The 13,561-nt window shown below is 46.9% G+C and carries 14 protein-coding genes; 13 read left to right on the top strand and 1 reads right to left on the bottom strand.

Annotation, left to right across the window (positions count from 1 at the left end):
- Positions 1-148 precede the first annotated feature (148 nt).
- From VN23_RS10190 to fliJ, 10 genes are all read left to right on the top strand, one after another.
- Complete coding sequence (locus tag VN23_RS10190; protein ID WP_442905454.1) at positions 149-994, top strand: CheR family methyltransferase; 846 nt, start codon at positions 149-151, stop codon at positions 992-994.
- A complete protein-coding gene (gene cheD, locus VN23_RS10185; RefSeq protein WP_046351210.1) occupies positions 991-1,599 on the top strand; it encodes a chemoreceptor glutamine deamidase CheD in 609 nt (202 codons plus the stop codon). The genes VN23_RS10190 and cheD overlap by 4 nt, the downstream gene beginning before the upstream one ends.
- Positions 1,600-1,614: 15 nt before the next feature.
- A complete protein-coding gene (locus VN23_RS10180; RefSeq protein ID WP_046351341.1) occupies positions 1,615-2,697 on the top strand; it encodes a protein-glutamate methylesterase/protein-glutamine glutaminase in 1,083 nt (360 codons plus the stop codon).
- A 14-nt stretch (positions 2,698-2,711) separates the two neighbouring features.
- Positions 2,712-4,070 (top strand): sigma-54-dependent transcriptional regulator, encoded by a 1,359-nt coding sequence (locus VN23_RS10175; protein WP_046351342.1) that lies wholly within the window; start codon positions 2,712-2,714, stop codon positions 4,068-4,070.
- A gap of 165 nt (positions 4,071-4,235) precedes the next feature.
- Positions 4,236-4,559 carry a flagellar hook-basal body complex protein FliE gene (fliE, locus tag VN23_RS10170; RefSeq protein WP_046351211.1) on the top strand — a complete coding sequence of 108 codons (324 nt, stop codon included), beginning with the start codon at positions 4,236-4,238 and terminating at the stop codon, positions 4,557-4,559.
- Positions 4,560-4,673: 114 nt separating this feature from the next.
- On the top strand, positions 4,674-6,398 hold the full coding sequence (gene fliF / locus VN23_RS10165; protein WP_046351212.1) for a flagellar basal-body MS-ring/collar protein FliF: 1,725 nt from the start codon (positions 4,674-4,676) through the stop codon (positions 6,396-6,398).
- A gap of 70 nt (positions 6,399-6,468) precedes the next feature.
- Positions 6,469-7,464 carry a flagellar motor switch protein FliG gene (gene fliG, locus VN23_RS10160; RefSeq protein WP_046351343.1) on the top strand — a complete coding sequence of 332 codons (996 nt, stop codon included), beginning with the start codon at positions 6,469-6,471 and terminating at the stop codon, positions 7,462-7,464.
- Positions 7,464-8,393, top strand: coding sequence for a flagellar assembly protein FliH (locus VN23_RS10155; RefSeq protein ID WP_046351213.1), 930 nt, complete (start codon positions 7,464-7,466; stop codon positions 8,391-8,393). The genes fliG and VN23_RS10155 overlap by 1 nt, the downstream gene beginning before the upstream one ends.
- Entirely contained in the window at positions 8,386-9,783 is a 1,398-nt protein-coding gene (fliI, locus tag VN23_RS10150; RefSeq protein WP_046351214.1) for a flagellar protein export ATPase FliI, read from the top strand. The genes VN23_RS10155 and fliI overlap by 8 nt, the downstream gene beginning before the upstream one ends.
- Positions 9,784-9,808: 25 nt before the next feature.
- The gene (gene fliJ / locus VN23_RS10145) at positions 9,809-10,240 is read left to right on the top strand and encodes a flagellar export protein FliJ (RefSeq protein ID WP_046351215.1); all 432 of its coding nucleotides are present in this window, start codon (positions 9,809-9,811) and stop codon (positions 10,238-10,240) included.
- 149 nt (positions 10,241-10,389) lie between these two features.
- On the opposite strand, the gene VN23_RS10140 is transcribed toward fliJ, so the two are convergent.
- A complete protein-coding gene (locus VN23_RS10140) occupies positions 10,390-10,902 on the bottom strand; it encodes a TIGR00645 family protein (protein WP_046351216.1) in 513 nt (170 codons plus the stop codon).
- 212 nt (positions 10,903-11,114) lie between these two features.
- Between VN23_RS10140 and VN23_RS10135 the strand changes: the two genes are divergently transcribed.
- The 3 genes from VN23_RS10135 (at position 11,115) to VN23_RS10125 (ending at position 13,559) form a co-directional block, all read left to right on the top strand.
- A complete protein-coding gene (locus VN23_RS10135; protein ID WP_046351217.1) occupies positions 11,115-11,666 on the top strand; it encodes a GbsR/MarR family transcriptional regulator in 552 nt (183 codons plus the stop codon).
- Positions 11,667-11,670: 4 nt separating this feature from the next.
- Entirely contained in the window at positions 11,671-11,871 is a 201-nt protein-coding gene (gene cydP, locus VN23_RS10130) for a cytochrome oxidase putative small subunit CydP (protein ID WP_046351218.1), read from the top strand.
- Between the two features lie 131 nt (positions 11,872-12,002).
- Positions 12,003-13,559 (top strand): cytochrome ubiquinol oxidase subunit I, encoded by a 1,557-nt coding sequence (locus VN23_RS10125; protein ID WP_197433102.1) that lies wholly within the window; start codon positions 12,003-12,005, stop codon positions 13,557-13,559.
- Positions 13,560-13,561: the final 2 nt, after the last annotated feature.

Below are 13,561 nucleotides of genomic sequence, written 5' to 3'. Positions count from 1 at the left end.
ATGCCGATCAGCCCTTCTTGCATGCCCTGATCGGTGATTAAGCTGTGTGCCCATGTCTATCCCATTAAATAAATATCATTGATGGAAAAATGCTGATGGTGCTCTCGGCCTCCCCTCGCTATTTGATGAGTTCGCCAATATGAGCAATATGCGTGAGCAGGATTTTGTATTTACTGATGCTGATTTTCGCCGTGTGGTTAGTATTATTTATGCACGGGCGGGAATCCGGCTCAATGAAAGTAAGCAGTCAATGGTTTATAGCCGGCTGGCACGACGCTTGAGGGCCTTGAATTTAGAAAAATTCAGTGACTATCTAGATTTTTTAGAAGCAGATCGCAAACATGAAGAATGGCAACAATTTACGAATTCGCTGACGACTAATCTGACCTTTTTTTTCAGAGAAAAGCATCATTTCGACATGCTTTCTGATCAATTGCAGAAACTGCACGGACCGGTGCGTATTTGGTGCTCGGCCTCCAGTACAGGGGAAGAGCCTTATTCTTTGGCGATGACTGCTATTGAGGCTTATGGCAGTCTGAAGCCTAATGTAGAAATTATTGCATCAGATTTAGATACCCAAGTACTAGCCAAAGCCAGAAGTGGCATTTATTCAATGGATAAACTGGATAAAGTTTCTACTGAAAGATGCAAAATATTTTTTTTGAAAGGAAAAGGAGAAAATACAGGGCAGGCCAGAGTAAGGCGCGAATTAAGAGAAATGATAGAATTTAAGCAAATTAATTTGCTGGCGCATTCATGGCCATTGTTGCCTTATTTTGATGCTATTTTTTGTCGTAATGTCATGATCTATTTTGATCAGGCCACTCAGCGCGTAATGCTGGAAAAAATGGGACGATTATTAAAACCGAATGGTTTCTTATATGTGGGGCATTCAGAAAATCTGCATCATATGTCAGAGTGGTTTCACTCCTGCGGTAAGACTGTATATCGGCTGACTGATAAGGCGATTCATGAGTGGGGGTCATCAAAATGAGCAAGGGATATGAAGAGGTCTTAGCACCAACGCTCTATTTTGATAAAAGCTTTGATATCGATGCCGCTAAATTATTGCCGGGAGAATACTATGTAACCGGGCGCAATATGCTGCTCGTAACGGTATTGGGCTCTTGTGTGGCTGCCTGTATCCGGGATAGAAAAACCGGTGTTGGTGGAATGAATCACTTTATGTTGCCAGAAGCGGCGGATGAAGCAACGGCTATGGCAGGTTTGGCCACGCGCTATGGCACGTATGCAATGGAAATGCTGATTAATCAGATTATGAAAATGGGTGGATCTAAAAGCTCACTCGAAGCAAAAATATTCGGCGGAGGAAATGTATTACGCGGTTTTACTGTTTCAAATATCGGCCAGAAAAATGTTGATTTTGTTCGGTCTTTTTTAGATTTAGAAAGAATACCGGTGGTGTCAGAGGATTTGCTTGATGTTTTTCCTCGTAAAGTTTATTTTTTTCCGCAAACCGGTCGTGTATTAGTCAAAAAACTCAAGGCTGTGCATAACAATACAATTGTTGAGCGGGAAAAAGATTATAGCTCTAGGCTTCAATATGCCAAGCAGGGTGGAGATATTGATCTGTTTTAAATGTGGAATAGAGCCATGAAAAAAAAGATACGAGTGATTGTGATTGATGATTCCGCACTAATGAGGAATCTATTAACAGAAATTATTAATGAAACGACTGATTTAGAATGCATTGCCACCGCACCAGATCCTATTATTGCCAGAGAAAAAATTCGCCAGCTAAACCCCGATGTGATTACGCTAGACATCGAAATGCCTAAAATGGACGGGCTGGAATTTCTCGAGCGTTTAATGCGGCTTAAGCCCACACCAGTGATTATGATATCCTCTTTAACTGAACAGGGTTCAGAAGCGGCTCTTCGCGCCTTAGAGCTAGGCGCTGTAGATATTATTGCCAAGCCAAAATTAGATATTGTGCGTGGAATTCAAGGATATGCCGATGATATTCGGGAAAAAATACGTTGCGCAGCGGAGGCAAAAGTGAAGCCCATGTTTAGCAGCAATGTGATGCCAAATAATTCAGCAGACGTGGTCCTGCCTAAAGTGTCCCGGCCGATATTAAAAACAGAAAAGCTGATTATTGTGGGTGCATCCACAGGGGGAACTGAAGCCCTTAAAGAATTTTTAATGCCCATGCCGCCTGATGCTCCCGCAATACTGATTGCTCAGCACATGCCGGAAATGTTTACTAAATCATTTGCTAACCGGCTGAATTCTTTATGCAGCATCACGGTTAAAGAAGCAGAGCACGGCGAGCGTGTTTTGCCTGGGCACGCCTATATTGCACCTGGTCATTCTCACTTAATGCTTGGGGTGTCTGGTGCCAATTATGTTTGCCATCTTTCGCAGGGAGAGCCGGTCAACCGACATCGCCCCTCCGTGGATGTTTTATTTAGATCGGTGGCTAATCTGGCCGGCAAGAATGCAATTGGCGTGATTCTGACGGGTATGGGCAAAGATGGTGCTGTGGGCATGCTGGAAATGAAGCAGGCAGGTGCATATAACTACGCGCAGGATGAAGCGAGTTGTGTGGTGTTTGGTATGCCCAAAGAAGCCATTGCGCTGGGCGGCGTGCATGAAACACTGCCGCTTAAAGATATTTCCACTCGTGTGCTGGCATTTTTAACGCTGCATGGCGGGCGTAATGTACGAATCTGAAAGTGAAAGACCTGATGAGCTTACCGATTTTAATTGTTGAAGATGACGATAGCCTGAGAGAAGCGCTGGCCGATACGCTTGAGTTGGGAGGGTATGCTGTTTTAGTGGCCGAAGAAGGCGGCGATGCACTCAGTGTGTTAGAAAAAAATCGTGTTGGCTTGGTGTTGTCTGATGTGCAAATGCAGCCTATGGATGGCGAAACACTGTTGCAGGAAATTAAGCTGCTTTACCCTTATCTGCCGGTTATTTTAATGACCGCCTATGGGCTTATCGAAAAAGCCGTGGCTGCCTTGCATTCTGGCGCTTGCCATTATCTGCCTAAGCCTTTTGAGCCTGATCGCCTGCTTCAGGAAGTGGCTAAATACATGTTGCCAGATAGTGATGATGAAGAAGTCATTGCTGAAGATCCGGCCATGTTGAACTTATTAGAAATGTCGCGACGTGTAGCGCTGTCCGATGCTTCCGTCATGATTACGGGAGAGTCGGGGACGGGTAAAGAAGTTTTGGCGCAATTTTTGCACCGTAATAGCGAGCGGGCGCACCGCCCTTTTGTCGCGATTAATTGCGCTGCAATTCCTGAGCAGTTATTAGAATCCACCTTGTTTGGGCATGAAAAAGGCGCTTTTACGGGTGCGGCAAGCCAGCATCTGGGAAAGTTTGAGCAGGCCAATGGCGGCACTTTATTACTCGATGAAATCTCAGAAATGCCGCTGGCTTTACAGGCTAAATTGCTACGGGTATTACAAGAGCGTGAAGTAGAGCGGGTGGGGGGGAGTAAGCCGATTCGGATTGATATTCGGGTCTTGGCAACATCTAATCGCGATATGAAGCTGGAAGTAGTGGCAGGTCGTTTTCGTGAAGATTTATTTTATCGCTTGAATGTTTTTCCTTTGCATTTGCCAAGTTTACGTGAGCGGCGTAGTGATATTTTGCCCTTGGCAAAAGCGATGCTGGCAAGGCATGCCGCAAGACAAAAGCGTCGTGTACCGGTTTTGTCATCAGGGGCAGAGATTGCGCTTTTAGCGAATGCGTGGGAAGGAAATATCCGAGAACTAGATAATGTGATGCAGCGTGCGCTTATTTTGGCCCCTGGGGACGAAATTGCGGTCGACCATCTGTATTTGCCGCAGCACGGAGCGGGTAAGGCGGCAAATATTGCCGGTGCACCGCTTGTGGCCGAGGTCTTGCCGCTGCCTGATTCGCCGGTTGTCGTGAGTGATATCAAAGAGCTGGAAAAAAGGCATATATTGGAAACACTCAAGTCGCTGGGGGGGGCACGTAAATCGACCGCAGAAAAGCTGGGGATGAGCGAAAGAACCTTGCGTTATAAATTGCAGCAGTATCGCGAACAAAACCCGGATTTATCTATTTAAGGCGCAGGTGGCTCAGGAATTGCTTGCAGTAGCTAAGTCTAAGCACCTACAATTTAAAACAAGGCATTAATCAAGGGCTTTTGGCATTTTTTTACTGACATCAAGGCTTAGGCTGGTGTTCATCGCCAGATCAATTGATTAACTGCTTAAAAGGGGATATAAGTCATGAGCGTGCAAGGAATCGATCAGGTTCTTGGCGAACTAAAAGCGATGTCTGCACTTGCAGGGGGGCAGGCTGCATCACAGGCACAGCCCGTTGCGGGCGCGCCGGATTTTGCGTCTATGCTTAAATCCTCCTTGGATCAAGTGAATCAGGTACAGCAAGATGCTCAAGCACAGCAACTCGCGTTTCAATCGGGAGCGCCGGAAGCTAATTTGCAAGATGTGATGGTATCGTTACAAAAAGCCAGCCTTTCTTTCCAAACGATGGTGCAGGTGCGCAATAAGCTAGTCAGTGCTTATCAGGAAGTCATGAGTATGCAGGTCTAAAGCCCGGGTTTTGTTCAGAGCCTTAGCTGGCCTGAATATTTCGTGAAAGCATCGATGAAATATTTAGACTAGAATTTAGACAGGCTCTTTAAAGCCTGCATGGGATTTCGACGTATGGCAGAGGTAAGTGCAGCGGCAGATAATAATCTGATCACAGCAAGAGGCTTCGGGGTGGCGCGTGAGCGCTTCGCTGCGCTTTCGTCTGGGCGAAGGATCGGCCTGATGATTGCAGTCGCAGCTGTGATTGCTTTAATTGTTGGCAATATGCTGTGGTCAAAAGAACCGGCTTATCGGGTTCTTTTTACCAATATCCCCGATAAAGATGGCGGCGCCATCGTTCAATCTCTGCAACAAATGAATGTGCCCTATAAGCTGGATCCGGGCGGCACAATTTCTGTTACTGCCGATAAAATTTATGACGTTAGATTAAAGCTTGCCGCACAAGGATTGCCTAAATCGGGCAATGCCGGGTTTGAGCTTTTAGATAATCAAAAATTTGGTGTCTCGCAATTTGCAGAACAGGTTAATTATCAGCGCGCAATTGAAGGCGAATTAGCGCGTTCAATTGAAACTGTGGCTTCAGTGGGCAAAGCCCGTGTGCATTTGGCCATGCCTAAACAAACGGTTTTTTTACGCGATCAGCAAAAGCCAACGGCTTCTGTCATGCTGACGCTGCATCCGGGAAGAATTCTGGATGGCGGCCAGGTGGCGGGGATTATTCATTTAGTTTCATCCAGCGTGCCAGAGCTACCGATTAAAAATGTGACCATTGTGGATCAGGACGGTAATTTATTATCTAAATTGCCTGAAATGAGCCAGAACAATTTAGACCCGCGCCAATTACTTTATGTACAGCATGTAGAAAAAGGCTTCGTTGAGCGCGTTGAAACGATTCTTGCGCCATTGGTGGGCAAAGAAAATGTAAAAGCGGAAATCACGGCACAAATTGATTTTGCAGAAGTCGAGCAAACATCAGAATCTTTTAAACCTAATTCTCCGCCCAATAGCTCGGCGATGCGTAGTCAGCAAACGCTTGATCAGCAGGGTAAATCCAGTAATGAATTAGCCGGTGGCGTGCCGGGGGCACTGTCGAATCAGCCGCCAGGAGCGGCTGCCGCGCCGATTACGGCTCCCACAGCTTCTGGCGCTTCTGAAGCTGGCGTTACGGGCACGGCCAACAGTCGTAAAGAAGCCACTATTAACTATGAAGTGGATAAAACCATTCAGCATGTAAAGCAACAGGTAGGGGGAGTAAAGCGCCTTTCTGCTGCGGTTGTACTCAACTACAAGCCCGGTAAAGATAAAACAGGGAAGATGACTTACCTGCCGTTTAGCCCACAAGAAATGACGCAAATCAATAATTTGGTGCGTGAGGCGATAGGGTACAACAAGGAGCGTGGTGATTCTGTCAATGTGGTGAATGCGGCATTTGCTGATTCTTTACCGCTTGAAGAAAAGAAAATGCAGGATAAGGCGTTGGCGTATATTCAAACCAATGCCACCGATGTGGGTAAATTGGCATTGATTGCCATTGTTGTGCTTTATTTGCTGTTCTTTGTGCTGCGCCCGCTGATGAAAGACATGGCCAAAACGCGCGAAGAGGCACGTATTCAAGAGTTGGATTTTGGCGAGACGCTTGGACCGGATGGCGAGAGATTAAGTGCGGATGAGCAAAATCCTGAAGAGGATGAAAATCAGAACCGTATGGCCGCTTACGCCGAGCTCTTGCAGCAGGCTAAAGAGCTGGCCAAAGATGATCCGCGTATGGTAGCGACCATCTTGCGCGAATGGATGCTGAATGCGGATGATAAAGGCGGAGATCCTAATAAGAAGTCTTAGCCTGAACTGCAGCAGAGCAGCCGTTTTATGATATTTAAAGCGCCTTGAGGAGCAAACCATGGCTGCCGATATAAGTGAAGAAGGAGTGCGTAAAAGCGCTCTTTTATTGATGACCTTAGGCGAAGATGTTGCCGTTGAAGTGTTTAAATTTTTAGGGCCTAAGGAAGTGCAGAAGTTGGGTTTTGCGGTGGCCGGAATGGATGCCGTTAAACGTGAAGAGATCGATGTGGTTTTGGCGGAGTTTATTGCTTCAACGCAAAATCGTGCCAATTTAGGTGCTGCGGATGAATATATTCGCTCGGTATTGACCAAGGCTCTGGGCACTGATAAAGCAGCCAATTTGCTCGATCGTATCTTGCAAGGCAATGATAATAACGGGATTGAATCGTTAAAATGGATGGATTCATCGGCCGTTGCCGAGCTCATTAAAAACGAGCACCCGCAGATTATTGCCACTATTCTGGTGCATTTAGAATCAGATCAGTCATCAGAAATCCTGAGCTATTTTGTTGAGCGCCAGCGTAATGATGTATTGCTGCGGATTGCCACGCTAGAAGGCGTGCAGCCGGTTGCCTTGAAAGAACTCAATGATGTGTTGACTCAATTGATGTCAGGCACCGATAAGCTAAAGAAAAGCGCTATGGGTGGCGTGCAAATGGCGGCCGATATTCTTAACTTTATGGGCGGTGTGGTTGAAGCATCGGCGATTGCCAGTGTGCGTGATTACGATCCTGAGCTGGCCCAAAAAATTCAAGACAAGATGTTTACCTTCGATAATATTCTGGATATTGACGACCGGGGTATTCAGCTGTTGATGCGTGAAATTCAATCTGATTCCTTGGTGATTTCTCTTAAGGGAACCAGCCAGGCGCTTAAAGAAAAGATTTTCAAAAATATGTCTTCACGAGCCGCCGAAATGTTGCGTGATGATTTAGAAGCGCGTGGGCCGGTTAAGTTGTCTGAAGTTGAGGCTGAGCAGAAAGAAATCCTTAAAATCGTTCGCCGTCTGGCTGATGAAGGTCAGATTGTGCTGGGTGGTAAGGGTGATGAAGGATTAGTTGAATAATGAGTAATCCACGCGTGATTCCACGCGAGCAATTAAGTGCTTGGGAAAAATGGGAGTTAGCTTCTTTGCACGAGGCAGAGGCTGAAGCCGTAGCCATCGAGCAAGTAGAAGTCAGCGATGAGCCTCTGGATGAGCCCGAAGCGCAAGGTGCTGAAGGTGATTTAAGCGCTGAATCAGAAGATGAAGAGCAGCTGCCCGCAGAATCGGCCGATGTTTCAAGTGCCGATGTTTCTTTTCCTACCGCAGAAGAGATAGAAGCGATTGCCCAACAGGCGCAAAGCGAAGGCTTTGAGGCTGGCTTAGAGGCTGGGCGCTTGGTGGCCGAGGACGAAGCAAATCGCCTGCGTGCAGTATTGGCCAGCGTTGAAATGACATTGCAAAAAGCAGAAGCGGCGCTGTCCAATGAAGTGCTTGATCTGGCCGTCGTGATTGCGCGGCAAATGGTGAGAGAAGAATTAAACCATGCGCCGGAGCGTTTATTGCCTATTTTGCGTGAAGTACTGGCAAGTCTGCCTGCTGCACGATCCCCTTCGCGTGTCTTTTTAAATCCCGAAGATTTAACGGCTATCGCTGGCATGCTGGGGGGCGATCTGCCTAGTGATACTTGGCGTTTATTGGCCGATCCGCATATCGAAGCGGGCGGTTGCCGGATTGATACGCCTGATTCTGCGGTTGATTTATCCCTGCCGGTGCGCTGGCAAAATATCTTGCGTGTTTTAGGTCGCAACGATCGCGGTGATTTAATGTGGAATGCGCGCGAGGAGCATCTTGCATCCCTTGTTGAGGAAGTAAGCCCTGCGGCATCCTCTGATGATGTCTCAGCGCCGCTTGCTGCTGAGGAGGTTTCTGCTTCAGTAGATCTTGCTTTGGCAGAAGAACTCCCCGCTGCCGTTCAGGAAACATCGACTGAATCCGACCCTCATGACTGAAGCACTCCATGGCTGCAGCCAGTATCTAGCCGATTGTAAAGACGCGGTACGCTGGATGCGCCCGTGGCTGCCGCGTGGGCGCTTGGTCAGAGTATCGGGTTTGGTGCTTGAGGCCGTGGGCTTGCGCTTGGCTATTGGCTCATCTTGCGATGTGATGACGCCTAGCGGTGCTTCGGTAGAAGCCGTGGTAGTGGGGTTTAATGAAGATCGTCTCTTCTTAATGCCGATTGCCGAAATCTATGGTGTAGAGCCTGGCGCGCAGGTGGTGCCGCATGAAGATGTTGAAGCGTGGGTGCCTGATTATGGTCATCCGCGTCCGCCTCAGCGCCGTTTAGAAGATCATGGCCGTCAGATGCCGGTAGGCTGGGGCCTACTTGGCCGCGTTTTAGACGGCTTAGGCAGGCCACTTGATGGCAAAGGCCGGATCGAGCACGACGACTATATGCCGCTGTTTGCACGCCCCTACAACCCGATGACGCGTGAGCCAGTGAAGCATGTGATGGATGTGGGTGTGCGGGCGATTAATGCCATGTTAACGGTTGGGCGAGGTCAGCGCTTGGGCCTCTTTGCAGGCTCTGGTGTGGGTAAATCGGTGTTGCTGGGCATGATGGCGCGCTATACCACGGCCGATGTGGTGGTGGTGGGCCTAATTGGCGAGCGTGGCCGTGAAGTGAAAGATTTTATTGAGAATATTCTGGGCGATGAAGGCTTAAAGCGCTCGGTAGTCGTGGCAGCGCCTGCCGATACGCCGCCTTTATTACGGCTTTATGGAGCGGCTTATGCCACTTCGATTGCCGAGTATTTTAGAAATCAGGGCAAGCATGTGCTGCTGATTATGGATTCGCTGACACGCTATGCCATGGCGCAACGTGAAATTGCCTTGGCTGTGGGCGAGCCGCCCGCCACAAAAGGCTATCCGGCATCCGTTTTTGCTCGCTTGCCTCAGTTGGTAGAGCGTGCGGGTAATGCCGAAGAAGGTGGTGGCTCAATTACTGCGTTTTATACTGTTTTATCTGAGGGTGATGATCAACAGGATCCGATTGCGGATAATGCACGGGCGATTTTGGATGGCCACTTTGTGCTTAGCCGCCAGCTGGCGGAAGCTGGGCATTACCCAGCAATTGATATCGAAGCATCGATTAGCCGGGTGATGAACGATATTATTTCGCCCGAAGAGTTCGCTGTGGTCCGCCGCTTTAAATATCTCTATTCCCGCTATCAGCGCAGCCGGGATTTAATCAGTGTAGGGGCTTATGTGCCAGGCTCTGATCCGGTGCTGGATGAAGCCATTCGGCGTAATCCTAGCTTTGAAGCCTTTTTGCAACAGGGTATTGCCGAGTGCGAACGCTATGATGGGGCTAGAATGAAGCTCTATCAGCTCTTGATGTGATCTGCTTGTTTCAGGAGTTTTAGCCGTGGCTCAATTTCGTTTTGCCTTTTTATTAGAGCTTGCTATTGATGCGCGTGAAGAGGCTGCTCGTCGGATGCAGACTGCTCAAGCCCTCTGGCTGGGTGCACAAGGCAAGCTGGATCAGGTAGATCAGTACCGCGTTGAATACCGTGCGCGCTTGCTGGATAGCGGTCAGGGCGGGATGAGTATTATCCAGTGGCGTGATTTTCAATTGTTTTTGGCAAAACTGGATGATGTGGCCTTGGTACAGCAACAAGAAATTGATCGCTTGCTGGTAGCGTATGAGGCTCAGCGGGATGCATGGCTGGAGTGCGAGAAAAAAGTAAAAGCATTTGAGGCTTTAAAACAGCGGCATTTATCAGCAGAAATGCAAAAAGAATTGCGCAATGAGCAGCGCATGAATGATGAGTTCAATACGCGCCCACGCCCGCGTTGATTTTTTTATCCACCTTTTGAGGCGGTTTAAACAAGGATAAGATGTGGATAAGTGTATGAGCGCTCTGATTAATAAGTGAAAAGAACGGCTGCCTTATTTTTAAGCAGTCGTTTTTTTACAGCTTGAGCTAAGTATAAAGCCGCTTGATTTTAGTGCTTGGGGCTTCCCGCAGCAATTCTATCCATAATGGCAAACATGACTCCTGAAACCACAAAGGTAAGGTGAATGCCAATTAGCCATGCCAGCTCAGTATGATTTACGGATTTGATATTCATAAATGCTTTAAGCAAATCAATGGCCGAAATGGCCACAATTGAGCCAATCAGCTTGAGTTTTAAATCGGCATAACTTACTTTTCCCATCCATGATGGCTTGTCTACCGAGCTATGGGCGATATCGAGTTTGGAAATAAAATTTTCATAGCCGCTAAAAATCACTATTAATAATAGATTAGCCACTAAAGTTACATCCACCATCCCCAAAATGGCAATGATCAGATTGCCATCTGAATTAATCAGCGCATTAAACATACCCAATAACTCTTTGATCATTTTGGCAAACAGAGCCAGCAAGCCAAGAATCAGCGCTAGATAAAATGGCGCGAGCAGCCATCTGCTCTGAAAAATGACTCTTTCCAAAATCTCTTCAACAGGGTTTTGCATTGATTGTCTCCAAAATAAGCTTACGCCTGTAAATAATATGCACAGATCTAGTTGTAGCTGAATGATGGCGTTGCAGCACGGCCATGTGTGAATGGTTTTCTGGGGCTTGGTCCGAATTTTTCACAGGCATGCACCTGTGGCTTGAGTTTTGCATTGCGTAGAATCAAAGAAGTTCTTATAATTTCAGTAATTACTGAAAATTGGAAAACTTCATGAACCTCTCACCGATCAACGAGCGCTTTGTTTTGCACTTTGGCGAAATGGGTAGCCGTTGGGGGGTGAACCGCACGGTAGGGCAAATGTATGCGCTGCTGTTCCTTTCACCCAAAGCTTTAAATTCCGATGAAATTGCCGAGCAACTTGGCTTTTCCCGCTCAAATGTCAGTATGGGCATGAAGGAGCTGCTGTCCTGGAAGCTATGCAAGTTAGTGCATAAGCCGGGGGATAGGCGTGATTACTTTGAAACGCCCAAGGATGTGTGGGAGATTTTCAGATCACTTGTAGAAGAGAAGCGTAAGCGGGAAATTGAGCCCACGCTCACTCTGCTGCGTGATGCGCTGATGGATGAGGCACTGAGCGATGAAGATCGGCATGCCCAAAAACGTATGCGTGAAATGCACGAGCTGATCGAGCTGGCCACCGGCTGGTTTGATGAAGTGCAGCATCTTTCACCGGAAACCCTGGAAAACTTAATGCGCTTAGGCTCAAAAGTGCAGAAAGTCTTGAGCTTTGCCGGGCATCTGCGTCCGGCTAAACGGGAGTAACACAATGCGAATAGCGAAGCATATACCTTTATGGCAGGAAATCACCATCGTGCTGCTGATTAAAGTGGCCTTGTTATTTGTGATTTGGAAAAGTTTTTTTTCTGAGCCAGTTGCCCGGCATATGCTAGTTCCGGAGCCCATGATCGCTGAGCGATTTATGAATGCCGCATCAGCCCCTGCATCTCTTTACAAAGATGATTTATGACTTTTATTGTTTGAGTCATGATGGTGTGATTGCGTGGTATTTAAAATAAATAAGATGTTCTTATGATTCTGCATGTTTAAGTCATTGTGAAATCATTTTTTAGCGCTCCAAATACATAGGATATTTTTATGATCCCCGCCGCTGAAGTGGTGGAATTATCGCGCATGCAATTTGGTTTAACTGCGATGTTCCATTTTTTATTTGTGCCTTTAACAATGGGTTTGTCATGGATTTTAGTGATCTGTGAAGCCGCTTATGTCATGACAGGCAAAGTAATATATAAAGACATGACACGTTTTTGGGGCAAGTTATTTGGTATTAACTTTGCAATGGGCGTGACGACAGGCTTAACCCTTGAATTTCAATTTGGGACCAATTGGGCGTATTACTCTCATTATGTTGGCGACATATTTGGCGTACCTTTGGCAATTGAAGGCATGATGGCTTTCTTTTTAGAATCAACCTTTGTAGGTTTATTCTTTTTTGGCTGGGATAGGCTTTCAAAAGTGCAGCATTTGGGCGTGACCTTCTTAGTGGCACTGGGGTCAAATCTATCGGCTTTATGGATTTTAATTGCCAATGGCTGGATGCAAAATCCTGTGGGGGCAGAATTTAATTACATCACTATGCGTATGGAGTTAACTAATCTTGCAGAGGTATTTTTTAACCCAGTAGCGCAGGTTAAATTCGTGCATACCGTGGCAGCGGGCTATGTTGCTGCATCTATGTTTGTATTGGGCGTTTCTAGCTGGTATTTATTAAAAGCGCGCGATACCGGCTTTGCCCTTAGATCTTTCGCCATCGCCTCGGCCTTTGGTTTGGCCTCTATTTTATCAGTGATTGTTTTAGGGGATGAATCGGGCTACACCACTGGTGAAGTACAAAAGGTGAAGCTGGCTGCAATGGAAGGCCAGTGGGATACTCAGCCTGCGCCTGCTTCGTTGACTTTATTTGGTATTCCTAATCAAAAAGAAGAGCGTGTTGATTTTGAAGTCAGCATTCCCTATGCGCTGGGTTTAATTGCAACCCGTTCAACAACAGAAAAAGTAACCGGTATTAAAGATTTAAAAATAGAGTATGAACAAAGAGTTAAAAGTGGTATTCAGGCCTATGCCGCATTAACGCGATTAAAGGCAGGGGATAAATCGGCAGTAGTAGATTTTGAAGCACATAAAGCAGATTTAGGTTATGGCTTATTGCTAAAGAAATATACTAGCAATGTGGTGGATGCAACGCCTGCACAAATTAAAGCAGCAGCTGCCGATACTATTCCTAATGTTGCGCCTATTTTCTGGTCTTTCCGCGTGATGGTTGGATTGGGAATGTTATTCCTCTTTATTTTCTCAATGTCATTTTACTTTTTGGCCAGAAGAAATCTCGCACCACAGCGCTGGTTATTGCACCTTGCTGTTTGGTCTATTCCTTTGCCTTGGGTGGCTATTGAAGCGGGCTGGATTGTGGCTGAATATGGCCGGCAGCCGTGGACCATATCGGGCATATTGCCCACCTTTATGTCGGCATCTGCGCTAAGCAGTGGGCAATTGCACTTTAGTATGGCGGGCTTATTTTTAATGTATTCAGCATTATTCTTTATTGAAATGTATTTAATGCTGAAATATATCCGGCTTGGGCCAGCCAGTTTGCATACGGGCCGCTATTTTGGTGAACAATCTGCTGTGCACGCTTAAGG

Origin of the sequence: Janthinobacterium sp. B9-8 (assembly GCF_000969645.2) — a bacterium.
In the GTDB taxonomy this organism is placed as follows: domain Bacteria; phylum Pseudomonadota; class Gammaproteobacteria; order Burkholderiales; family Chitinibacteraceae; genus Iodobacter.
Note: the sequence above shows the minus strand (reverse complement) of the source record. Positions and strands in the feature narration are given on the sequence as shown.